This window comes from Bradyrhizobium forestalis (assembly GCF_002795245.1).
GTDB classification, from domain to species: domain Bacteria; phylum Pseudomonadota; class Alphaproteobacteria; order Rhizobiales; family Xanthobacteraceae; genus Bradyrhizobium; species Bradyrhizobium forestalis.
Window position 1 is genome coordinate 41,281 of record NZ_PGVG01000015.1, and the last position, 23,994, is coordinate 65,274.

The window sequence follows — 23,994 nt, forward strand, 5'->3', positions numbered from 1 at the left end:
CACGGGCGGGGTGTCCCGGTGGTGCGCCAAGCAGCCGTCGCACCGCGCGACTTCCCCTGCCTGCGTCCGCCATGGCCTTTGCCCCCAACATGGGGTTAACGCTATGTCTCTTCTCTCCCTTCCGGTTGCTACGCTCGGAACGCCACGCATCGGTCCAAGGCGGGAGCTCAAGCTCGCTCTAGAAAGCTACTGGGCCGGAAAAAGCAGCGAACAGCAGTTGCTCGAGGACGCAGCTGGCTTGCGTGCCGCGAACTGGGCTCGACAGAAATCTATCGGCGTCACAGTCATTCCATCGAACGATTTCTCGCTGTATGATCAGGTGCTCGACACAAGTGTCATGGTTGGCGCCATCCCGGAGATCTACGCCTCGAAAGCCGAATCCGTTTCGCTCAAGACGTACTTCGCCATGGCCCGCGGATCACAATGCGACGATCGGGATGCGAATTGCGGTCACGGACTGCGCGGATTTGGCGCACCCGCGCAGGAGATGACTAAGTGGTTCGACACCAACTACCACTACATGGTCCCGGAGTTTCACAGTGGGCAGACTTTCAGGCTATGCTCTCGCAAGCCGATCGAGGAGTATGAGGAAGCCAAGGCCCTTGGCTTCCAAACCCGCCCTGTCCTGATCGGGCCGGTCACATTCCTAAAGCTCGGCAAGAGTCCCGATCCTGCGTTCCAGCCACTTTCACTACTGGATGAACTGATACAGGCCTATATCGAGGTTCTGCAGGAATTGGCCAAACGTGGGGCAAATTGGGTTCAGTTCGACGAGCCCTGCCTGGTTCTTGATCTGGATGAAAGGGGGCGGCAATCTTTGCGACATGCCTATGATCGGCTCGCCAAGGAGGTGCCGGCCATCAAGATCTTAGTTGCCAGCTATTTCGGCGACCTCGGGGACAATCTGAACACCGCGTTGAGCCTGCCAGTTGCCGGACTACACCTCGACCTAGTTCGAGCGCCACAGTTGTTGGACCAGATCAGCGCTGGCGGCCGAAGTGATCTCGTCATGTCGCTCGGTGTCGTCGACGGCCGGAATGTATGGCGGTCGAATTTGTCGTCGCTGCGCCAGCGGCTCGAACCTGCGATTGCGAAGCTCGGCAAGGACCGTGTACAGATTGCCCCATCCTGCTCGCTACTTCATGTGCCGGTCGATGTTGAACTCGAAACCGGGCTCGCTTCCGACGTCAAGAGCTGGCTTGCTTTCGCGGTCCAGAAGATGCGGGAGCTTGCGATCCTGGCGCGGGCACTCGCAGGCGACCAGAATGTTGCGCCAGCTCTTGCCGAGTCGGAATGTGCCGCGACTGTTCGCCGGACTTCGCCGAAAATCCGTGATGCCAATGTCGCTGTCCGGATGAAAGCGATCGATCAGACCATGCGTCGGCGGGCCAGCCCATTTGCCCGTCGTGCCGAGATCCAAAGCAATCGTTTCGGACTACCGGCTTTTCCTACCACGACCATCGGATCGTTTCCGCAGACCACAGAGGTCCGGAATGCCCGTGCGGCGCATGCGCGAGGCGCGATAAGTGACGAGCAATACGACAGGTTCCTCAAGGAGGAGACTGCGCGCGCCGTACGTTGGCAGGAGGACATCGGTCTCGACGTCCTCGTGCACGGCGAGTTCGAGCGCAACGACATGGTGCAGTACTTCGGCGAGCACCTCGCCGGCTTCGCATTTACCAGGAACGGATGGGTGCAGTCGTACGGCTCGCGCTGCGTCAGGCCGCCGATCCTGTTTGGCGATGTGGTGCGGCCGAAGCCTATCACCGTGGACTGGTGGCGCTACGCGCAATCACTAACGAGGAAGCCGATGAAGGCTATGTTGACCGGACCGGTGACGATCTTGAACTGGTCCTTCGTTCGCGATGATATTCCCAGAAGCGAGGTCTGCCGCCAGATTGCGCTCGCGATCCGAGACGAAGTCCGCGATCTCGAGAATGCTGGTGCGACAATGATCCAGATCGACGAAGCCGCACTGCGCGAAGGAATGCCGTTGCGTCGATCGGAGTGGACGGCCTATCTCGACTGGGCCGTGGATTGCTTCAGCATCTGCTCATCGGGTGTCGCCGATGAAACACAAATTCATACACATATGTGCTACTCGGAGTTCAACGACATCATCGGTGCGATCGCTGCAATGGACGCAGATGTCATCTCGATCGAGACGTCGCGCTCGAAAATGGAACTACTCGACGCGTTCAGGAACTACGAATATCCAAATCAGATCGGGCCGGGCGTGTACGACATCCACTCCCCACGCGTTCCCGAGGCGGGCGAAATGAAGGAACTGATGGCGTTGGCTCAGACCCGGCTCCAGGATTCGCAGCTCTGGGTCAATCCGGACTGCGGCCTGAAAACGCGCAAATGGGAGGAAGTGCGGCCGGCGCTAGCGAACATGGTCGCTGCCGCCCGCCAACTGCGCGCTGCATTCGATCTGCGAGGCCGTTGATCCGGGCTTGGGTCGCTTCTCGACAAAGCGGATCCTCTTGCGGTCATTTGCGCTGTCGATGATCGATGGAGCCTTGGGAATACAAAAAAAGCCCGGCCCCGCTTAGCGGGCCGGGCGAAAGTCTGGGAGAAGCGACGCTGACGCATCGCGCCGACTTCCATCGGGAGAGAGGTCAACCGCCGGTTCGATCACGGCAAGGACATTCGCCGAAAATCTGAGCTCAGTTGAAGCACAAGCTCAGCGGAGCTCAATTATGCCGTGGTATGCGACCGTTAGCCTGAGGTTTATAAAGTTACACCAAGGTTTGTCGCTCAAGAGCACGTCGGCAACGATTACGACGGCGACGAGGGACGGTGATGCCGGGCGGTCAGCGCAGCGACGAGCCGCAAACTCGGTGCGCTTTCCTGCTTGGAAACCTTATGCTCGATCAGCGCGACGATACGAAAAACCCGGCTCCAAGGATCTTGCAAGCGTAGACAATGCATGAGCGGTTGCTATTGATTTGAACCCTGCTTAAGGTAGTCCTTGGTCGACCAGTCCCACTCGATAGTCGGGTTTCGTCTTGGGCCTCTGTTTGAGAGTCTATGAGCGAACCACGCGGAGGATGTCACGAGCTTGAAGATGGCACTGGTGCCGACAGGGTGCTCCTCAGCCGTGAGCGTGGTCCTGCCCTCAGCACAGGCCAGTTGAATGATGGCGATCTCCGATCCGACACGACTCGGCGCAGAGTTAGACCTGACCTCGTCCAGCGCCTTGCCGTTCGTGCTAAACGTACCCGGGCGAGCAGTGCCTGGCAATTGGCGTGCTGTGGGTCGAACCGGCGCGGTCGGATCATTCAGAGCGTGCCAGGCTGGCAAAGAGTGTGAGTGCTTCGCCCCACCCGCGCGGCGGAAATCGTCCGTCGTTGTGGGGCGGCGGACATGAGAGGCATCCGTTTCGCGCGATGTCACTGCGCAACTGCCAGACCTGCGACATCACATTGTGGAACGTGCCGGAACCAGGGCTCAGGAAGGCTCAGCCTGCCGTTGGCACCGGAAGCGATCATCGTGCGCAGAAAGCCATTTTGGCGGTGCGGCAGGCTACGTGCCCGCGAACACCCCCATTTTCATTTCGACAGGATGAGCATGAGGTCTAATTCCTGCTGTAAGACGGCGCCGATCAATACGGCCCCTACGTCTCGGCGCCGTGTCACGGGTTGCCGGCCTTGGCGGACGAAAACGCGACCGAGCTCCGTTCGGCCTCAGCTTCTTGCTCCAATTGCAGAATATGCGCTCTTAGCGCGTCGGAAGTGGCTGCCGCTGTCTCGCTGAACAGGGGATCTCCATCATCGGTGACGGCGGAAGCGATTTGGGTCCATTCCTGTGCCGAGAGAGCCTTCAGTGCGGCCGGAAAGAAATCTCGTTCTTCCCACATCATGTGGCGCCGCTCGCGTACTATAAAGTCGCGTATGATATCGCCGACGTCTTGCCGAAAGAGTTCACGATCCGCGAGGATGGCGTCAATAGCTCGCGCGAAGTGGTGCAAACGGTCGACCACTTCCTGGTGTTCAAGCGCGAGATCGCCGACGATTGCAGCTGCATCCGGATCGCGAGCCTTGAGCTTGAAAAAAATCAAGTCTTCTTGTGGATGATGGTACAGCTCGGGGTAAACCTCGAAATAGCTGATAATCGCGCGAATGACCTCATAATCGGGACGAACCCCTCTCTCAAAAATCTCCAATTCGCGTTGAAGAGCGGCCAGAAGCAGCTCAATGTTGCGATGCTCTCGAAGCAAAAGGTCGATGATCATTCCGGTGCTCCTGGAGGCACAATGTAGGCCGGAAGCGTTTCTGCCACTTACAAGATCGCCCAAGCCGAATTCGGTGTCCTTCGCTACGCCGCAATTTTCTGCGCTGTTCGACGCAAAAACGCAGCGCGCTTTGAATTTGAGCTGGCGCAGATCAACTTAGCCGAAGTGTTGAGGTTGCCCGCGCAAGACGCTGGTCGGATGACGGCTGGTATCGGTAAATTTGCGGGCTGGGCGTGCATGGCGGACCCTATTTTGCGGACATCGATGGGACGCAGATTGGCTGCTCCTGACGAACTCGAAAATTTGGATGTTTTCCCTAGGTAGAAGTCCTTAAGTATTTACCCGTCAGTGCCATGAGCAGGGCGGTCTTGAATGGGGGCGGCGGGGTCCCTTTTGCTCAAACATGGCCAAACCGGATTAGAAAGCTGCATGCTGGCTTCCTCGGCCGCGTCCATGGAAGCAGTCGGAAGCGCACGGCCGCACCCGTGAAGAGCTCCAGCCAGCCGAAAAGTTGTCGTCCACCGCCACTTTCGGCTTGCCGCAGGAAGTCTTGTTCGGGCGCCTTGGCTCTGATCCCCGTCAGCATCGGTCGGCCGCGGAGGTGACCAGGCAGATATTGACGGCATCCCGATCGATGTACGCTGGCCGACGTGGTCGACGCGCTCGATGATCATGCGATACGCTGTCGTAGCCCCCGTTCTCCGGGGTGACAGACCTGCTGTATATCGGAGCACAAATGTGGGCCGACGTAATTGATCTGCTTCATGTGCCGTCGTGATTCAAGAAACCAGCAGCGTGTGTTGCATAGGTAGCCGTCATCGAAAACATGGCCCGCTCGGTGCGGTGCGCCTGAAAACCGTCGGTTCGTGGTCTGGAGTGCGCAGCTTGAATGCATGAATAAGCCATTCGCGCCATTTGCGCTGGTGCTAGAGTCCCGCCGTAATGGCGATCCGCATCAACTCGGACATGCTGCGGACACTTGTCTTGGCCATGAGGTTTGCACGGTAAACCTCGACTGTCCTGGGACTGATGCCGAGATCATGGGCGATCACCTTGTTAATCTTGCCGGCTAATAGTCCCTGCAGGACGTCACGCTCGCGCGACGAGAGGCCCGCGAGGCGGGCTTCCGCCTGGAGTTTTGCTGCGTCATCGGCTGGTTTTGTTGGCCGCGCTTCCAAAGCACTATTGATCGCACGCAATAGCACCTCCTCCACGAACGGCTTCTCGAGGAAGTCGACCGCACCCGCTTTCATCGCTTCGACTGCGAGCGATACGTCGCTATGACCAGTTATTAAGACGACGGGGCAGTTGACGCGATTGGCCTTCACTTTACCGACTAGCTCGAGACCGCTCATACCCGGCATGCGGATGTCCGACACAATGCAATCAACTGGACCGCTCGCGACGTCATTAAGAAACGCGGTCGCCGTCTCATAGGTTGCTACGTAGAAACCGTTAACATCAAGAAGAAACGCGAGCGAGTCCCGCATTGCGGCGTCATCGTCGATCACAAGAATGCGCCGCCCAATCATGCTGTCCCTTCGCTAAGCTCCACAAATGGCGCGGTGAACTGAAGGATCGCGCTGCCACCCGGTTTTGCTTGCGCGACGATATGGCCGCCATGTGACTCGATGATCGTCCGGCAGATTGATAGCCCCACACCCATGCCATGCCTTTTGGTCGTGACAAAGGGCTGGAACAGTCGGTCGGCGATATCAGCGCTGATGCCGGGGTCCTTATGAGCAACTGTAAACCTGTCGACAGCAACTTCGCCGCGCGGGCAGGAAGCCATGGCCTCCATTGCATTGCGTATCAGGTCCAGCGCGACCTTCTGCATCTGGACATTGTCCACGACAGCACGAGAGGAAGCGCGGCGGCTGCCGCGGCAGTGCCATAGCCTTACCAGATGTGGTCCGACATGCTTCCTGGTAGACCCTCTCATTCGATCGACTCTACATTGTTTCCCACGAGGGCCACCGGAGCAGAACGCGCCTCAGCTCACACCAATCTATTGTGAAAGACGGCCGCCGCCATCTGGCCATATGCGCCAGTGCGTCGGCTGCACGGCTACGTGTTCTCCGGACTTGGCCTTGATCCAGCCGCCGAAGGCCCGGCGGCAAGGAAAGACCACCCGGTGAATGGCATTCCCCTCGATCACGGCAATCTCCAGATCCTGATCAAAGGGCGGCGCCGTTTCGACCCGCTCCCAGGTCAGGTCGCCAGTAGATCTTGGACGGTGTTCATCGCTGTAGGCTGACAAATTCAGGCAACCTTCTGAACTATACAGGAGATGGCTTGGCCGCCGCGCGAGCAGGCTCAGCCCAATATTGCCCAGGCGGCGTGGTCCCCATTGCGCCAGCCGCGGCCGGGGTTTTATCGGCCGTGGCGCCGTTGAACCTATCATGCCGGGACATGATCGGCTCGCCACCCGAAATATTAGGATTGGCGCTGCGAAACAACTCCCGGGCCTCGGTCGAATCGATCTGGATCAGCTCAGGTTCTCGGCGCTTGGTATTAAACGCTGTTCTGCAGAAGTTGAACTGGACTGCCGCTCCCGCGATCTGGCCGGCGGCGGGACGAATGTCCCCGTGGTCTGTCATGTCGAACACCCCTCGTTGGTGGGAAATCTCTTTGTCCCACGGCGTCAACGTGGGGCATTGGGTTGTGATGACGTCAGCCGCGCCCTTGTGAGCGGGGCGGCATCCCCGAGAACCCGAAGACGCCGGAACTCGCTTGACACCATTCGGATGAGCCTAGCTGCGCTCGGCGCCGATCATCGCGCCCGTCCGCGGGTCGATGAAGTGGACGCCTTCGCACGCGGCGCAGGTTCTTGTGTGTAGGTCATCGGCACGCGGCTCGGGGACGTCCGGCAGCAGTCCTTGAACTCGGTCGCCGGTATCTGGACATGAAAAGATGATGGGGCGCCAAGTCTTTCTTTCTGCCATGTGTGTGACCTTGGACGGGAAGCTCACTTCTATCAGTAGGCAGTCGCCGCAGTATTTGATACAGGTCAAAAAGAGCTGGGCCGAGCTCGAGCGGCTGCTGCGAGCCCCACAGGCCCGCGTTGGCTGGCAACATGTCCCAAGTCGGGCGATCCGCGAGGGCCTCGCGTTGGTCCGCAACGCGCCAGCGTGTAGCGGGGTTGATTTGAGGCGTGCCGCTCGCGAATGGGCCACGACGGCATTTGTCCTCAATGTTTGCGATAGCCGGCAAGCGGATGGTCAATTGATCGCTCGCCTCGCAATGCCGGTGGCCTTGCCGGGCAGATCCCAGCCAAAGGCTTTGGCGCTGACGTCTTGAGCCGTGGGCTCATCGAAACTTTGGCTGCGACAAGCGTGATCATCGGCTGTGCTGTCGCGGCCGCAGGGGCAGTTTGCCTCATCTTGGCCCACGATCACGTGCGCATAGGTCTCGCCATCGATTGCTTCGGCCGCCGGCGCGCCTCAGAAATGGCTCTGTTCAGTGATTGGCGCGACGACCTGGTGTTTGCGGCAATGCCTCGTGAGATCACCAAGTATCGCGTGTAAAGTTAGCGGCCTCTCAATATTGCCATCGGTTGAGTATGGATCGACAGAGATCAATAGCCGGCATCTCGGGCGTGACGGCGCATGCGTCGTCTCTTCAGACGTTCCTCGAGTCATCGGTCGTTCAATTTTGTCAGTCGAGGGCATGAGTAGACCAGAAGGCGTTATCCCTCGGCGCAAAACAGAGTGCGATCCGCCAAGCTGGAAAAGTAGAGGCCGCGTGGTCTGCGCGACAACAGGAGCGCTCGAGTCGCGCTGCCAAAGTTTCGACCTTATCTCGATGGAGGAGCGGACAACCGGTTGGGGATGCCGCTTGAGGCAGATCAAATACTCTTGTGGAGCGAATGGCAGAATGGTGGATAAGCAAACCACAAGAAGAGGATGCCATGCCTTCATTTAATGTTCGGTTCATCAAGACCGTTTGTGACGATACCGGGCACGAACATCGTGCCTGTCAGGCGACGTTCAAGGTCGATGCCGCCTCGGTGTGCGCTGCTGCACAGCAGGCGGAGAGCGATTTCTGCAAGCAAAAGAGTGTCCGCGACTGGACCGTCTTCGCCGATGTGATAGAGCTCCGAACCCCGCCTGCATTGCCGCCGGCATGGGCTGGTTAGCCTTTGGCGGAGGGAGTCTGCGAATTGGGTTGTGGGTCAATTTATAATCTAAGCGTGATCCCGGACAGGGTCGCGTCGACCGTCGATTCGAGAACAACTGGTGATGCTGGCGTCAAATCGGCGAGCGCCCTATTGTCTCACGACACCTAGCGGACCTCGCTGGAGGGTTTTCCGCCTGCCGCCCAACTGGCTCTGCAGCGCTCCGTAAAGCGTCGTACCGGCAGGGCCACCCGGATCGAAGGATCCGCTCCCACAAATCGGTCTTGTTTGATTCGTGACAAGAGCAAGTCTGCCTCTGGCAGCCATGGCTGTCTCAAAGGGTATGCGTGGTTGGCCAATCTGCAGTTAAGGCATTTACTCAGCCGGTTGCGCGCGAGCCCGTCCCGGACATCCGAACCGGCCTTCTCTTGAGCCCGCAGCACATCGATGCGATCGCACGTGACCTTAATCTGTCCGCATCTGCCTTTCAAACCATGGCGCAAAGAGCGCGCTCTCCTGAACAGCTCAGGAGCGCCTCGCGCTTGCCGGGTGTTCCGAGAACGCGCTTGCTGCGGCTATGGAGACGTATTGCGCGATCTGCAGCGGGTGAGCGGCCTATGTCAGACCAAAGTCCTCTGCGCCGCCAACCTCGAGAGGCATAACCATGCAAGTCCGCTCGTGAGCATGCCCACATTCGAAGAAGGCCGACACAGGACAAGCCTCATTGCCGAAATCCACGACAGCCCTTATGTCTGTACTCGCTGTTTGGCGGCGATGGGAATACGATCCGGCGTTTACCTCTGCGGATTGCTCACTTTCGCCGCCAGGCTGCCAGCGTCGCCGTCGTCCTCAATAGCCGCTATGAACGGGCGGTAAGTTGGGACGTGAACACGTTCGCGTCCGTCGGCACCATCGCGCCCGCGACGGTCCTCACGTACATTGTAACATCAGCATCCGAGTACGATTCGATCGCGCGGTGGTCAGGGATAAACTCAGAACAAAAGAGAATTGCCACGGCAGACAAACGTTCAATCAAATTCGTCCGAGCGGCAAAAGTCCGTCGCATCACAGATCAGGCCCCTGTATAAAGGGCAACTCAGTTCACCGGCTCGTTATCGATCCGACGGTCGCCTGCAAGGCTTTTTGCCTTGAACGACGCCCAGAGAGGGGGAATCTGTTAGCGACAATAGGGCGCGCGCGAAGGCTCCTGTATTCTCGGCAATGCGGAGCACGTGAAGGAGAAGCGAGATTGCGCCGTGCACTCTCAAGTGCGGGCGAAATCCGGAGACAACTCGCGTAGTCTTTAAGCGCAACTGTTGCTTCGATGTCACCAAATGTATGAACCGGAAATCTACGCTGGTGTCAACCGAGGGACGACATGTTCGATATTTATGTGAACGGAAGACGCGATCTTTTGGTCGTTCCGCAAGGGTTTGCGATCCCTGCGGGGTTGGCCGGCAGTTGGAAGCGAAAGAAGCGGGCGGTGCGTTCAGTGAGCGATGTTATTCGCCAAGATGTGCAACAGCGCGGTTACCACCGGCGTAGTTTGATATCGAATCGGTCGAAGACGGCAGTCGAGACCTCGTCACACGCGTAGCCAACGCGGCTATCTCCGCTGACCCATTCTTCAAAACACTCTGGGCAGGATGTCGCCGATGCCGTCGAGAACCTTGCTTACCGCGTCGACGGCGGGCGGGTACTCAGCTTCATTAGGCTTATGGCGCAAGTTTTCTTTTGAAAAGCCGCGCACGGCGCTGCGGCTTCCCTCAGGATAAGTATTATGGAGCTTTTCCTCGACTCAATGGCGTGCGCGCGTGAGTTTTCAGCTGTCCATACTAAAGATACTTGCCGGCCAGCCGCACGGACGGGCGAGCATCGAAGTCGTTAAACAGCATTTGGCCATTTATTACAGCAGCGGCCCAGAGTGGCCGGCGCGTATGGAGCGCATCGCGAGCCGAGCGCCCCGACTCGATATTTTTGGCCAAAGGCTGATCGAGCGAGAGGCCGGGTGCTGGATTATCACCGACGAGGGAAGGAAGACTCTTGAAAGGCTCGAATTTGTAGATGTGGGTACTATGCAGGGTCAGGTTAAGCGGGAGATCGCTCAAGAGCGCGAAGATGAGTAGCCGCCCCTGGTGTCTTCGCAGCTACGAACGAGCGCGCGCAGAAAGCGCTCGCCGGCAAGCGCTAGAGCACGAAGGGCTATCGGCGTGACGGCTTGCCGCTCAATCCCTTGCTGATGGCCACGTGCGCGGACTAGATTGCGCAAGTTCAGTTTGGATATAAATGCAGTGGCTATTCGTACTGTGAAGTGGTTCAACGCGACCAAGGGATGATATAGCTTCATCTAACCTAAGGAATGGTGGAGCTGATGTCTTCGTGCACTCCGACGCGTTGAGCCGAGCCCGAACCACCGACACGAAGCCCTGACCGATCTAGTATTCGCGCACGCCCGAAGGGAGCTCTGGCGTTTAGATAACGAGCGCGCTAATCGTCATAAGGTGACCAAGAGACCGCCCCGATGTCTCTCAGGGCCTCGATGTTTGATCACTCTAGGCTTAATACAAATCACGAACCTACGCGAGATGCAGCTGTTCAGGTTCATCGCGATTGGCTTGCTCATTCCAGAACATGTTAGTCTACGTGCTTCGCTTCGAATAGAAAGGCGTCGATTGAGCATTCAATTGTAACGAATCCTCTCTACACAGAGGCTGTACGAAGTTTACAATTCCTGCACTAGGGTCCAGACGCCTTGTCTTCCGAAAGCATGACCGAGCTAATACCTGGCGCGAGTTCCGATGATGGCCCTTTTTTTTACGGTCGTCGCTGCGAAAAAACTATGTTACAAGCGCTCTTCTCAGAAGGAGCATTCATCGTGAAAAAAGCAACAAAGAAACGCGTCAAGCGGCGCGAGTGGACGAAGGCTGATATCAAAGAGCTCAAAGTCCATTCGAAGGCTCGGACCCCGGTCATAAAAATAGCAAAAATGACCAGACGCAGCGCCGGCGCGCTGCGCCAGAAGGCCTTAAATCTCGGAATTGGACTCGGACATCAGCGGTAATCTTGAGCAACGCTGGCTATGACGCGGTAGGGCGGCTTGCGGGCCGCCCTCTTTGGTCATAGAAACTTTGTCGCAAAATAGCTTTGCCGATCCGCGCTGAGAGAGTTTTTCACGCACGTGCTGGATGGCCTTCAACGTCGCGGAACGGGCCCCAACGCGTCCTCATCTTTGATCAAGTTTTTTGGAAGGCGCTTTCGACGGCCGCTAGCGATGTATGATCGCGAGTGAAGAGATACTCTTAGCCCATAAGATAAAACACCGAAACGCTCGGTCCCCGGACGCATGCGATGGGGCCAAAACGCCGAGTCCTAGGCGCGTTAGCTCCCGAGAAGCTAACCAGTCTTAAACGAACTCCCATAGGGCCAAATCGAGCATCCGTTCGGTCAGCAGCTTCTTCAGCTTCGGCGAGACAGTCTTGGCCGCGCTGGGCCGAACTCATCGGCTGACCGCTTTAGCCAAATGGAAACAAACTCGCGAAAGGGGCATCCTCGAAGCTCGTGCCCGGCTAAAGTTTGGGCGTAAGCCAACCTCGCCGAGCCTGTCGGATAGCTCGAGCTCCGACGCGATATGGCGCGCTCAGCAGCAATTGAAAAAGCGCTCTGTTAGCTTGGTAGATGGCGGCGGACCGGTTACGTCCTGAACCCGTCATCACCTGCGCGCCGTCGGCGTTGTGAACGGACCACAACCACCTTCGACCGCGCCGCTTCAAGAAATATTCGAAGAATGGGCGACTCATGGTTAGCGAGCTCCATTTCTGACAGCCGTGCTTTTGGTCTTTCTGAATGCCAGAGCCGGCCCATTCCAGGCGATGTCTCACTGTAGCAGCCTTGGCAATGAACTCGCTTGATCGGTCAATGCCGCTTTCATCAAAAGTGAGCTCATCCTGTGCTGCCTGTCGTGGCGCCAAAGTCGCGAGATGCTTGCGCGTTTTGGCCGTTAGCGACATCTGCAGGATCAGGTCATCGTTTGCGGAGGACTTATGCCGCAGCACCGTTTTTCTCTAGCAACTTTGAGTGGGTCGTCACGAAGGAAGAGCCGCCGTGCATCAATCGTGACACCAGATTGGCGGGTACAACCCTTTTTTCTCTGCCCAAATAGGTCACCGCCATCAGGATCGCCCACCGTGGCCCAGTGATGCCCAGCACAATGGCTCTCCCACGTGATCGGCCGGACAATCTCGTTTCCGTCAGTATAGATGCGGCCAAGCGCGCTTGCTGGATCAGCCATCTTAAGCCAGGTTCCGTCCTTTACAACCGTCCTTAGCGCCGATTAGGGGGGGGGCGGCAGTGCTGCAAGAGCGGGGAAATCAAACAGTTGGTATAGTTCGGACGGATGGGCTTGCGAGATCGTGTCCCTGGCGTGGTGTAGCTGACGGCAGGTCACCGCCCCGGAGCTATGGCTCAGTGTCTTGGACCAACGGCAGTATGCACGGCAAAGTTGTGTAGGATCGATACGCGCTGACAAGATAGCTGCGCGTCGCCCAGTGAGATGTCCGCGATGTGGGCTGCTTCTTTGCCGCGCTCGCCGGTCTGCCGAATATTCAGCGAGGTGCATGTCGCATTTACGGCTTCAATGCCCCAGCAACGGGCAACTTATGACTACACGTAATAGCCTTCCTGTATCGCGGGCGGTCTTCGGCAAACGTCCGTATAGTTCTTTCCAACCTTCCCATATCCGCAATCGATCTTCGTGTAATTGAGCTGCCGCTTGACGTCGTTTTAACTGTCGGGCAATCGAGGGGGGGCGATTGCAGTTATCTTTCGGTGATCCCGCCGATCGATCGAACTGAACGGATCTAAACTCATGAGTGCTAGACAAAATTCTTGTCTCGTTTTGATGCTTTGCACGGAAGCGACTGCCCATGTGATCCCGCGGCTGGCTTTGTTTCGCTCAATCGAGCGAGTGCCGGCAGGGTTTGCTTTTCAGGCACGAGGGTCTGAACGATGAGCGGGCGTTTTGGCCGTTCGCCTGCGGTGTGCTTTCTTCTTGGTATTCCACGATCCGGGACGACACTCCTGGCGCATTTGCTCCAGCACCATCCAGACATTGTGGCTCCGCCTGAACCCTGGTTGATGCTGGCGCTTGAAGCATTTGGCAGGGTGGACCAGCGCCATCCGGCGGGCAGCTCACTGATCAAGGCCGCGACCTCGGAGTTCCTGGGGCGGATAGATCGCACGATCGCCAGCCGCGCTTATGCCGATGCAGCATATGATCAGTATCTGGCGGACGCGGGCAAGCGCATCATTATAGACAAGACACCACGGTATTGGACCGTGCTCGAGTTCCTTGAAGCTGTCTATCCAGAAGCGCCACACATCCTTCTGATGCGAAATCCCTATGCCATCGCCGCTTCACTGAAATCGACGTGGGGCGTCCCACTGCGGACAGAAAGCCCGCATTCGGTTAGCGTATCCAGTCTCGCCGATCTCATGCTCCGTCTGCCCGACGTCATCATAACTTTACTCGCCGATTTGGTTCTGGGCCTTCCCAAGCTCGCCGCGCACCGCTCTCGCCCGCAGACACAGTTCGTGCAATATGAACTGCTCGTGGCGCATCCGGACGAGGAAATCCGGCGTCTGTTGAAGGGGCTCGGCTGTGACCCAGCGTCCGTCGCATCGGCTGGGATGAGACAAGCAGATTATCTTCGATCCAGCAGCTTTGGGGATCGAAAAATCTTGGAACGAAACGCCGTCGACGAAAGCTCTGTCAAATCATGGCAATCTCAATTGAGCGTCGAAGAGATGCAAACCGTGACTGATTTGGTCGGCGCTGAGCTTTTGCTAGAACTCGGATATGAGCAGGAACTGCTGCGGGCACAGAAAGCCGGAGTGCTGGATAGGGGAGGTGAGGTAACCGAACTCTATCGCCGGATATTCCGAACCTGGTGGGATTTGCGAAGTACCAAGGCCGGAGCATTATCCGGCCCCTGTCACACTGGAGAGCCGGTCCATACTGCTTGGAACGTTTCGGAGAACCGCGACGCGGCTATCGAGATGTTGCGAGGCGAGGTCGCGCGGCTTGAGCAGATCCTCAATAACTCCTAGGGCGATCTGAATGCTTGCGATCAAAACACGCTGGTTGATTTAGCCAAGATCCTTGACCCGCACGAGCTGATCTCCCGATCAGGTATGAGGCCGGCGCCGGCCGCACCAGAGGAGGAATAGGATATGCTGCCGCGTCTGCAAGTCTGCTGCCCAATGGAGCTTGACCTCATGGACGAGCCTGCCGCTTGGCCGGCCGTATCCGCCGCGGATATTCCACACTCTGGGCTGGAGCCACAGAACGGCGAAGAACAGCGATCCTGCATCGAAAAGAAGATATATGCTGCCGATACATCTGCGCCGTCTCGAAGCTGAATCGATTGAAATCATGCGTGATGTGGTCGCCGAGTTTGAAAGGCCGGTCATGCTTTACTCGATCGGAAAAGACTCAAGCGTGATGCTGCACATTGCGATCAAGGCGTTCTATCCGGCAAAATTGCCTTTCCCCCTGCTTCACGTCGACACGACCTGGAAGTTCCGTGAGATGATCAGCTTTCGAGACGCGACAGCCAAGCGGCTCGGCCTCGACTTGATTGTCCATATCAACAAGGAGGGCATCGCGCGCGGGATCAATCCGATCGATTCCGGCTCCGCGCTCCATACCCAGGTGATGAAGACAGACGCGCTGAAGCAGGCCCTCGACCTCCACGGATTTGATGCCGCCTTTGGCGGCGCCCGGCGCGATGAGGAAAAGAGTCGCGCAAAAGAACGGATACTCTCCTTCCGTTCGGCCGGACACGTATGGGACCCCCGTAACCAGCGGCCGGAGCTTTGGAGCCTGTTCAACACACGCATACGCCAGGGTGAAACCATGCGCGTGTTTGCGATGTCAAACTGGACCGAGCTCGATGTCTGGGAATACATCATGCTCGAGAAGATTCCCGTCGTTCCGCTCTACTTCGCAAAACAAAGACCCACAGTGCGTCGGAATGGTGCGACGATCATGATCGACGACAAACGATTGCCGCTCAACTGCGGCGAGACGCCGGAAATGCGGATGATCCGCTTTCGCACGCTTGGATGTTATCCTTTGAGCGGGGCTATTGAATCCGATGCGATGGCGATTGAAGACATCGTCGCAGAAATGCAGACTGCGACTGTGTCGGAGCGCCAGGGACGTCTAATTGATGTCGATGAAGCCGCTTCAATGGAGAAGAAGAAGAGGGAAGGCTACTTTTGATGTTTGTAAAGCCGGCAACGGAAGCGGTCCCGGCCAGGACAAAGGATCAGCTGCGATTCATCACGTGTGGCTCGGTGGACGACGGCAAATCGACGCTGATCGGCCGGTTACTGCACGACAGCAAGATGATCTATCACGATCAGCTCACGGTGCTGGAACGCGACAGCATCAAGCACGGTAGCGCCGGAAATGACATCGATTTCGCGTTGCTCATGGACGGGCTCGAGGCCGAACGGGAGCAGGGCATCACGATCGACGTCGCCTACCGCTTCTTCACGACGCCGCGGCGCTCCTTCATGGTGGCCGACACTCCCGGCCACGAGCAGTATACCCGCAATATGGCTACCGGCGCCTCGCATGCCCAGCTCGCCATCATCCTGATCGATGCCCGCAAAGGCGTGATGGTTCAGACCCGCCGCCACTCCTTTATCTGTTCGCTGCTTGGTATTCGTCATGTCGTTCTGGCAGTGAACAAGATCGATCTTGTCGCATACAACAAAGAGTGCTTCGATCGGATCGCCCGTGACTATCTGGCCTTTGCCGCCGGTCTCGGCTTCACCTCGATCGTTCCGATCCCGATCTCGGGCCGCTACGGCGACAACGTTGTGGATCGCTCCGCTCATGCCAACTGGTACGATGGTCCCTGCCTGCTCGAGCATTTGGAGAGCATTGACATCCCGTCCGGCACCGCAGGCCAGGCTTTCCGCTTTCCGGTCCAATGGGTGAACCGCCCAAACCCGGATTTTCGGGGCTATGCCGGGACGGTGGCTTCCGGGAGGATCTCGGCAGGAGACGAGATCGTTGTCGCCGCGTCGGGACGGACCACGCGCATCAAGCGGATCGTGACCCACGATGGCGACCTTGTCGGCGCCGAAGCCGGCGATGCGGTTACCATTACACTGGAAGATGAAATCGATATCGGCCGTGGCGACATTCTGTCGCGACCGGACGACCGACCGAAGGTCGCCGGCCAGTTCGCCGCTTATGTGATCTGGATGGACAAGGAGCCGCTCGCTCCTGGACGCAATTACGTCCTGCGGATTGGATCGCAGACGATTACCGGCAGCATTTCCGCAATTAGGCATCGGATCGACGTCAACACCTGTGAGCATCTGGCCGCCGGGATGCTTTCCCTCAACGAGATCGCCTTCTGCGATGTTGCAACCGCAATGCCCGCAGTATTCGATCCTTACGACCTCAATCGAAAGACCGGATCATTTATCTTCATCGATCATTACACGAATCGTACGGTCGGGGCTGGCATGATCGCCTTTCCGCTACGGCGGGACACCAATATTGCTAGGCAAGCGCTATCCGTGGACAGGAGGGAGCGCGCCGCGCTCAAGAATCAGAAGCCTTGCGTCATCTGGTTCACCGGCCTGTCTGGCGCGGGAAAGACGACGATTGCCAACCTGGTTGATCAAAAGCTGTGTGGCATGTCGCGGCATGCCATGCTGCTGGATGGCGACAACCTCCGGCACGGATTAAACGCGGACCTCGGCTTCTCGGAGACGGACCGCGTGGAGAACATTCGGCGGGTCGCTGAAGTTGCCAAGTTGATGGCGGACAGCGGCTTGATCGTGATCTGCTCGTTCATCTCGCCCTCTAGGGCCGAACGGGACAGGGTGCGCGGCCTGGTTGGCAAGGAAGAGTTCATAGAAGTCTTTGTCGATACGCCGATCGAGGAATGCGCGCGGCGAGACCCAAAAGGCCTGTATTCAAAAGTGAAATCCGGCAAGATCAAGAACTTCACCGGAATCGATTCGTGCTACGAAGCACCAACAACACCGGATGTTCATCTCAGGACCATGGAGCAGACCCTAGAGCATTCAGCGGAAGCGGTAGTGGATGTCTTGATGGCGCGCTCAATTCTTGATGGTTAGATGTCCCTCGCATCGCACCATCGATTCGCAGCAATATCCTGCTGGCCCGGCCAAGGCGATGCGGCTCAGGCGGGCCCGCGGTCGGACTTTTCGCTCTAAAGGAACAAAATGGTCGCCCCCATTCCTTGACTGCCCGCTTCCGGTTACGTGCTCGAAGTGGATGGTCAATTCAAGACCGAGTACGCGAGCAGAGATGGAGCATGGGCGGCAGCGGAGGAGCTCAAGAAGCGCCCTTCCATGCTCCAGATCAGAATCTACGACGCCATGACAAAGGCCAGAGAAAGTCCGAATCCCAGTAGGTTGAGTTTCGCTTAGCGCTTCTTGCTACGCGTGCGGCCAGCGACATGCCGAGGTCCCATAAAGCCGAGCCAGGCAGCGTCTCGGCCGGCATCGATCTTTCGCGCAGCAAGAGGGGTCGGGCCTGGGTTTTCCGAGCCTTGCCGCATCCAGCGAGCGGGCGCTTGCTTCAGTATATTGACCAATCCGAACTTAGCAGTGGGCCACGACTCCCTCCTGTCGCGACCGTGCCAGCTTTCGGAAGCTTGCCATGCTTAGGGTTCTGCTCCGTTCCGCCTGCCGCCGTTGATCGCCATGAAGCCGGCGATGGGCGCGGCCGAAAAGGCAAGGGAGTTCGTCCAAGGCAAGCGACAAGGACGATGTCTTGATGATCCGCTCTGGTCAACCGTCAACCTATTCGACCGCGCGGTAGACCGCGTCGAACGCGAGCTCGCCATCAACGAGCAGGCGCTGCAGAGGAGCCAACGCGAGCAGATGGGCTCGGAGGTGCGATCCGTCCAACCAGAGCGCCTCACGGCCGAGGTACTTGCGCTCATTGAGTGCGGCGACGCGATGGAACTCCGGCTCACCTCGGGCCTCACGCGTTGGACCAACCGTCGACCACGGCACGCTCACAAACCGATGATTGATCCGTAAGACGTTCTCGCCGCGAAGGGGCGTACAAAACCGAGAGATGCCACCAGCCTAGCGACTGCTCGCAGAGAGGACACGTGCCACTCATCTGGAGTCGGCTCGACGTAGTCCTAGCAAAGCAGGATGAGATGTTCTGCTTCACGGCGACTCGCCGAAAGGTGTCGAACTGATCGTTGCTAAACGGCCAGCGATCCAAGGTCGCCCAATTGTCTTCGACCCGGGCTCGACCACAGCCTGGCAAGGCCGCTCCATTCAAGCGCAACGACGTGATACCGACAGTCATCTGCGACGAGGGCATACACTTTCCAGGCACCACCATGCAGGGGGATCTCGCCGGTACGGCGGAGAAACACGTACTCCATCTGGGGGTATGGCGAGGATTGTACGTGAACGGGAAGATTGGGCCATCACTTACCTGCAGGTATCGCGCTTGCAGGCGGAATGCCGACGGTCCTGAGGTCGAACTCTCAAATTATTCTACCTCGCTGTGAATCTCCGCACTTTGCTACCTTCGGCTTGTCGCCGCCAGATGGGGGTACGTCAGGAAAAATTCACGCGAGAAAATCCGCGAGAGGGTTGAAACGCCCCTAACGTCAAGTTGTACGATCTCGAAATGGACAACGACAGTCATCGGCGTCACAAACCCTCCAACGAGCGACGGAGTGCGAATGCACCAAGTCTTGAGCCCATGCATCAGACTCCCGCTGCGAACGACGATCATCAAGTGTGCCATGCCTTGATCTGCATTCGGGCGCGATGATCCGACTGCATCGTTCCCCACCGTCAAGTTTGCCTGAATGGCGCAGGTTCACACGCGTAAGTCGGTCGGCCAACCTGCCGCTTCGTGATGGCAGGATAAGAGCGCGCGTGGGCGCCACTTGCGTTCGAGCGCGCGCTCGCAAAGCCAATTTCTGAGAGGTGTGAATGGTATCGGTGAGGAGCTTTGCGAAAGATCGCTGTGCATCTGCGATGAGATATGGAGGCTTGCCATCCGGCAGGCTTTTCGGACGCCGACCCGAAACGCGGCCGCGATCTATTGCGTTTGACCGAAGAAGTCGACGCTCGCCATAGGGCCTCCCTGGGTGGGGTGGGCATACTCCGGATCTATTGACGACTACAATCTGAGGAGGAATGGTTTGACAAGACAGCGCTCTTTGCTGACGCCTGGTCCATTGTCGTTATCGCTGGCAGTCAGAAGCCAGATGCAGCTTGATCTCGCATCCCGCGATTGCGAGTTCAAGGAAGTGACCGCCTGCATGAGGCGGCTGATGCTCAGCTTGCTGGGAAATGCTGAAGACTATTCGGTGGTGCCTATTCAGGGAGGTGGCTCCTTTGCAATGGAAGCTGCTCTCTCTTCATTTGTGTCCCGAGCCGACAGGCCGCTCGTCTGCATAAACGGCATCTATGGCGAGCGCATTTTCCGAATGTTGCAGCTGTGGGGCGTCGAAGCACTGAAGCTTGTCAAGCGAGCGACCGATCCTTTGGATCCTCAAGAAATTGGCGAACATCTGAGCCGAAATCCTGGCGTTACGCACCTGTGTTTCGTGCATTGTGAGACGACAACCGGAATCGTCAATCCGCTGGACGCGATCGTTGAAGAGGCGAGGCGACGTGGCGTAAAGACCATCATCGATGGGATGAGTTCTTTCGGCGCCCTTAATATTGATCTGAGCCCGCGTGGACCTGACGTCCTGGTCACCTCGGGCAACAAGTGCATAGAGGGCCCGCCGGGAGTAGCGTTTGTCATCGCGTCTCGCGAGCTGCTGGAGAATGCGGTTCAAGAACCGAGGTCGTTTGTGCTCGACGTGAGAGATCAATGGCTCTCGCTCGAGCGCACGGGTGAGTGGCGATCGACCCCTCCCACACACATCGTTCAGGCAACGACAAAGGCCCTGGAGATTCTACACGAGGAGGGCATTGATGCCAGGCGCTGCAGGTATGAGAAGGTCAGGGACGATCTCGTCAAAGAACTCGAAGGTGTGGTGTCTCCGGTGCTGCCCACGGAGTTGCAGTCGCCGGTCTGCGTCGCGTTCAGTGCGCCATCCGGAATCGTGGACCAAGCAGGATTCGATGGGCTGTATCGCCACTTGGCGGCCCACAACCTTTACGTCTACTCGAAGCTGCATCTTGCGACGCGGAGCTTCCGCGTCGGTTGTATTGGGGAAATTCAATCCAGCTGGATCGAGCAGTTAGGCTGCGCTTTTCGTACATATTTCCGGTCCGGTCAGGCTCGGTCAGCGGCGCCGATGTCGGCCCAAGAGTCATGCGGGGCTCGCGTAACGATGCCGGCGCGAGCGGCTGGGGACTGGCAGCTGCCGTTTTCGGCCGAGACTGCTGTTCTGCATGCGGGCTATCGCCGTGACGTAGCAACGAAAGCTGTCGCAGTGCCGATTTACCAGAATACAGCTTATGAACTCGATGGCGATCTAAACCACATTGCCGACGTCTACAACGTCAAGGCCGATGGGTTCACCTACACTAGGATCATCAATCCAACGACGCGCGCGCTGGAAAGGCGCTACGCCGCCGTCGATATGGGAAGGGACGCGCTCGCCGTTGCGTCAGGTCAAGCAGCGACGTTCCTTGCTATCGTCAACCTGTCAAGTGGCGAAGTGGGGGACAATGTCGTCGCTTCTCCGTATCTATATGGCAATACCTGGAACCTGCTCCACAACACCTTGAAGCGTCTTGGGATCAGCGTGAGGACGGCCGATCCTCGAAGGCCAGAGACGTTTGAACGTGCCATTGATGATCGCACGATATGCCTGTTCGGAGAGGTGATTTCGAATCCTTGTCTGATTCCGCTCCCCGTCAAACAGCTGGCCGAGATCGGCCGAAAGTACGGCGTGCCTTTGGTCGTGGACAATACGACGACGCCACTGGTATGCCGGCCGTCAGATCTCGGCGCTGCTATTACGACGTACTCCGCAACGAAATATATATGCGGCCATGGCACGACGCTCGGTGGACTGATCGTTGACAACGGCGAGTTTAGCTACCGGGGAGCCTCTCGCTTTCCCTTGTTTAACCGTCCCGACGATGCGCATGGCGGAATTGTTTGGCATAACGCGGTGCGCGATGTCGACGATCTAGGAAAGAGCGAGTTTCTTCTCAAGGCTCGCATGACCTGGTTGCGCGATACCGGCGCGGCCATCGCTCCGTTTGCGAGCTTTCAACTGATCCAAGGGCTTGAAACGCTGCCACTTCGTATGAAGCAGCACTGCGCGAATGCCACGATCGTGGCCGACGTTCTCAAGGAGCATCCAAAAGTACGCCGTGTGTTCTACCCGGGGCTCTTTGAAGGCGCCGATCGGGAAATCGTCGACCAGACACTCAGTGCTGCATACGGCCACGGGGCGATGGTCATGTTCGAAGTAGAGGACGAACAAGCCGGGCGAAAGTTCATCCAGAACGTCGACTTGATGTATCACGTTTCGAATGTAGGCGATGCCCGCACGCTCGTGACCCATCCCGTCTCGACGACCCACACCACCGTCCCGCGGGAAAAGCGCGAAGCCGCCGGCATATTTGGCGGCTCGATCCGACTTTGCGTCGGCATCGAAGATGTGAACGACATCCTGCGCGATCTGGATAAGGCGCTTTCCGCAATCTGACAACCTGCAAGGCAATCAGGAGGAGGTTCTCATGAATCAGGCAGATGCTTGGAAATTGAGGTCATCACGCTATGAGGCCGTACAATTCAGCCGGGAAATCAATAGGCAGCTCTCCGAGCTGAGGCCCGACAACATAACGGGAGCGGCTTATATTGCCAAAGATTACGCTGTCATCACAGCGTGCACGCTCGCCACTGTGTCGGTCTCATGGTGGCTCTACCCGCTGGCGGTCCTTCTGATTGGTGCCTATCAGCGCGGCTTGACAACCATCGCTCATGATGCGGCCCACCGTACGCTCGCGAAGAACACGACCTGGAACTACGTCCTGGGCATTCTGTTCGCTTCCTATCCCTTGTTCCAGCGCCATTGGGCCTACCGGATCTCGCACGTCTATTTGCATCATCCCTACCTCGGAGACCCGGACAAGGATCCCGACCTGAAGTTCTTCCTGGCCAGCGGCGTTTACGACGTGCAGCCTCCGGACCGGTACGCTTTCAACATGATCTGGAAGCCGATCTTCGGCGGCGCGACAGTAGCGTATCTGAAGTATCTTTGGACCAATCGATTTTCGATCACAGATGCCGAGGATCAGAGCCGCTCAAGCATACTTATCGACAAGTATGGCTTCTATCTCTTCTGGATCAGCATCCTGGCCGGGTCATATGCTGTTGGGCTGCTCCATATCGTCGTCCTGTTTTGGATCGTGCCCTATCTCACCACGTTTCAGGTCCTCGGCTGGTTTATCGAGCTAGCCGAGCACTCACCTATGTGCGAAACCGAGACGCAGAACGTCTATCTCACCAGGAATCGGAAAGGAAATTTCCTCGAGCGGGCCATCCTCGGGCAGAATCTGGATGAGTACCACCTTGAGCATCACCTTTCGCCGGGTATCCCGTTTTGGCTGTTACGCAAAGCTCAGAAAATCCGAATGCAGGATCCCAACTATGCGAAGGTTGCCGCGACCTGGGGCGGACTCTTTGTCAAGGGGCCTCAAGGCCAACCTAGCGTCATAGGTCAGTTAAAGGAGCGGAATCGACGCTTGTATGAGCAGTCTGTTGCCGAGATTCGCTCGCGAGGGCAGGTCGCGTGACGTTGCTACGGCCAGAGAGCACCCGAGCCGTGGTCGGCGTCACTTCGAACCGTGTTCTGGTCGATGGTGTGCATCGCGACTGGTTGCGGCGCAAGTACTTGCAGGCACTTCATCGTCATGCGGGAGTGGCTTGCGTCATATTGCCGACGGTCGACGCCGAAGAAGCTAGGGAGGAGGTCGCACCGGCGATCATGAGCCGGCTCGACGGCCTGGTGTTGACAGGTGATGAATCGAACATCGACCCCGCCGTCCTGAGAGCGCCTGCGTCCCTGACGGAGGCTGATCGGCAGGACGTTGAGGTTGGGATCCTTGACCGTCCGCGGGACAGGCTCTCTGCCGTAACTATAGAGAGCGCCATCGCGCTCGGAATGCCTATTCTGGGCATCTGCCGTGGGCTTCAGGAGCTCAACGTCTATTTCGGCGGCACGCTCCGCTCATCGCTTGCGGAGTGGAGGCCGGAAAGTGGCGCGATGCATGCCGAGAAGCCAGATCGTCCAAGAGACCGTCAGTACGACGCCGCGCACAGCGTCAGAATATGTTCCGATGGCGCGCTCTTTCCAATCGCGCGGACGATCGAAGCGCAAGTCAACTCGCTGCACAATCAAGGAATCGAGGCGCTGGCGCCGGCGCTGAGGCGGGAGGCGTGGGCGCCTGACGGTTTGGTCGAGGCGGCTTCGGTCATTGGCGCCCCGACGCTGCAAATCGGTGTGCAATGGCACCCTGAATGGCACGTCTCAACCGATCTCCTCAGCAAGCAACTGTTCAAGGCATTTGGAGAGGCGTGTGTTGGATACTACCGAACTAAGAAGAACTAGAGGCTGATTGTGACATTTCGAACCAA

General features: G+C 57.8%; 15 protein-coding genes and 1 pseudogene. 11 read left to right on the forward strand and 5 right to left on the reverse strand.

From position 1 onward, the window contains the following. Nucleotides 1-103: 103 nt before the first annotated feature. Nucleotides 104-2,449 carry a 5-methyltetrahydropteroyltriglutamate--homocysteine S-methyltransferase gene (gene metE, locus CVM73_RS19100; protein ID WP_100233450.1) on the forward strand — a complete coding sequence of 782 codons (2,346 nt, stop codon included), beginning with the start codon at nt 104-106 and terminating at the stop codon, nt 2,447-2,449. 1,188 nt (nt 2,450-3,637) lie between these two features. Here the strand turns inward: metE and CVM73_RS19105 are convergent. The 5 genes from CVM73_RS19105 to CVM73_RS19125 form a co-directional block, all read right to left on the reverse strand. Then, nucleotides 3,638-4,237 (reverse strand): hemerythrin domain-containing protein, encoded by a 600-nt coding sequence (locus tag CVM73_RS19105; RefSeq protein WP_100233451.1) that lies wholly within the window; start codon nt 4,235-4,237, stop codon nt 3,638-3,640. Nucleotides 4,238-5,163: 926 nt separating this feature from the next. Continuing rightward, the gene (gene fixJ / locus CVM73_RS19110) at nt 5,164-5,769 is read right to left on the reverse strand and encodes a response regulator FixJ (RefSeq protein ID WP_100233452.1); all 606 of its coding nucleotides are present in this window, start codon (nt 5,767-5,769) and stop codon (nt 5,164-5,166) included. Further along, nucleotides 5,766-6,074 (reverse strand): ATP-binding protein, encoded by a 309-nt coding sequence (locus CVM73_RS19115; RefSeq protein WP_245452354.1) that lies wholly within the window; start codon nt 6,072-6,074, stop codon nt 5,766-5,768. Before CVM73_RS19115 ends, fixJ begins: the two co-directional genes overlap by 4 nt. A gap of 171 nt (nt 6,075-6,245) precedes the next feature. Continuing rightward, complete coding sequence (locus CVM73_RS19120; protein ID WP_245452355.1) at nt 6,246-6,497, reverse strand: hypothetical protein; 252 nt, start codon at nt 6,495-6,497, stop codon at nt 6,246-6,248. Between the two features lie 19 nt (nt 6,498-6,516). Further along, nucleotides 6,517-6,837: a hypothetical protein gene (locus CVM73_RS19125; RefSeq protein ID WP_146006624.1), complete on the reverse strand. Its 321-nt coding sequence runs from the start codon at nt 6,835-6,837 to the stop codon at nt 6,517-6,519. A gap of 1,310 nt (nt 6,838-8,147) precedes the next feature. Here CVM73_RS19125 and CVM73_RS19140 point away from each other — a divergent pair. The 10 genes and pseudogenes from CVM73_RS19140 (at nt 8,148) to CVM73_RS19195 (ending at nt 23,968) form a co-directional block, all read left to right on the forward strand. After that, nucleotides 8,148-8,375 carry a hypothetical protein gene (locus CVM73_RS19140; RefSeq protein ID WP_100233537.1) on the forward strand — a complete coding sequence of 76 codons (228 nt, stop codon included), beginning with the start codon at nt 8,148-8,150 and terminating at the stop codon, nt 8,373-8,375. A 1,793-nt stretch (nt 8,376-10,168) separates the two neighbouring features. Next, a complete protein-coding gene (locus tag CVM73_RS19150; RefSeq protein ID WP_208639224.1) occupies nt 10,169-10,480 on the forward strand; it encodes a hypothetical protein in 312 nt (103 codons plus the stop codon). A 749-nt stretch (nt 10,481-11,229) separates the two neighbouring features. After that, nucleotides 11,230-11,415, forward strand: a complete 186-nt coding sequence (locus tag CVM73_RS19155; protein WP_183246806.1) for a hypothetical protein — start codon at nt 11,230-11,232, stop codon at nt 11,413-11,415. A 1,943-nt stretch (nt 11,416-13,358) separates the two neighbouring features. Next, nucleotides 13,359-14,459: a nodulation protein NoeE gene (gene noeE, locus CVM73_RS19160; protein WP_100233459.1), complete on the forward strand. Its 1,101-nt coding sequence runs from the start codon at nt 13,359-13,361 to the stop codon at nt 14,457-14,459. 220 nt (nt 14,460-14,679) lie between these two features. Continuing rightward, nucleotides 14,680-15,636: a sulfate adenylyltransferase subunit CysD gene (gene cysD / locus CVM73_RS19165; RefSeq protein ID WP_283809928.1), complete on the forward strand. Its 957-nt coding sequence runs from the start codon at nt 14,680-14,682 to the stop codon at nt 15,634-15,636. After that, the gene (gene cysN / locus CVM73_RS19170; RefSeq protein WP_100233461.1) at nt 15,636-17,519 is read left to right on the forward strand and encodes a sulfate adenylyltransferase subunit CysN; all 1,884 of its coding nucleotides are present in this window, start codon (nt 15,636-15,638) and stop codon (nt 17,517-17,519) included. Before cysD ends, cysN begins: the two co-directional genes overlap by 1 nt. Nucleotides 17,520-18,179: 660 nt before the next feature. Next, nucleotides 18,180-18,404 (forward strand): annotated as a pseudogene (locus CVM73_RS19175) (hypothetical protein); the annotation flags it as partial. A 1,247-nt stretch (nt 18,405-19,651) separates the two neighbouring features. Then, the gene (locus CVM73_RS41640; protein WP_430641310.1) at nt 19,652-22,063 is read left to right on the forward strand and encodes a 2-aminoethylphosphonate--pyruvate transaminase; all 2,412 of its coding nucleotides are present in this window, start codon (nt 19,652-19,654) and stop codon (nt 22,061-22,063) included. A gap of 31 nt (nt 22,064-22,094) precedes the next feature. Beyond that, a complete protein-coding gene (gene rtxC, locus CVM73_RS19190) occupies nt 22,095-23,153 on the forward strand; it encodes a dhydrorhizobitoxine desaturase (RefSeq protein WP_100233464.1) in 1,059 nt (352 codons plus the stop codon). A 29-nt stretch (nt 23,154-23,182) separates the two neighbouring features. Then, a complete protein-coding gene (locus CVM73_RS19195; protein WP_245452356.1) occupies nt 23,183-23,968 on the forward strand; it encodes a gamma-glutamyl-gamma-aminobutyrate hydrolase family protein in 786 nt (261 codons plus the stop codon). The last annotated feature ends 26 nt before the right edge of the window (nt 23,969-23,994 follow it).

Bases quoted from the DNA above. Each gene is read 5' to 3' on its own strand.
- metE (WP_100233450.1), top strand. From the start codon at position 104: ATGTCTCTTCTCTCCCTTCCGGTTGCTACGCTCGGAACGCCACGCATC.
- CVM73_RS19105 (WP_100233451.1), bottom strand. From the start codon at position 4,237: ATGATCATCGACCTTTTGCTTCGAGAGCATCGCAACATTGAGCTGCTT.
- fixJ (WP_100233452.1), bottom strand. From the start codon at position 5,769: ATGATTGGGCGGCGCATTCTTGTGATCGACGATGACGCCGCAATGCGG.
- CVM73_RS19115 (WP_245452354.1), bottom strand. From the start codon at position 6,074: ATGCAGAAGGTCGCGCTGGACCTGATACGCAATGCAATGGAGGCCATG.
- CVM73_RS19125 (WP_146006624.1), bottom strand. From the start codon at position 6,837: ATGACAGACCACGGGGACATTCGTCCCGCCGCCGGCCAGATCGCGGGA.
- CVM73_RS19140 (WP_100233537.1), top strand. From the start codon at position 8,148: ATGCCTTCATTTAATGTTCGGTTCATCAAGACCGTTTGTGACGATACC.
- noeE (WP_100233459.1), top strand. From the start codon at position 13,359: ATGAGCGGGCGTTTTGGCCGTTCGCCTGCGGTGTGCTTTCTTCTTGGT.
- cysN (WP_100233461.1), top strand. From the start codon at position 15,636: ATGTTTGTAAAGCCGGCAACGGAAGCGGTCCCGGCCAGGACAAAGGAT.
- CVM73_RS41640 (WP_430641310.1), top strand. From the start codon at position 19,652: ATGCAGCTTGATCTCGCATCCCGCGATTGCGAGTTCAAGGAAGTGACC.
- rtxC (WP_100233464.1), top strand. From the start codon at position 22,095: ATGAATCAGGCAGATGCTTGGAAATTGAGGTCATCACGCTATGAGGCC.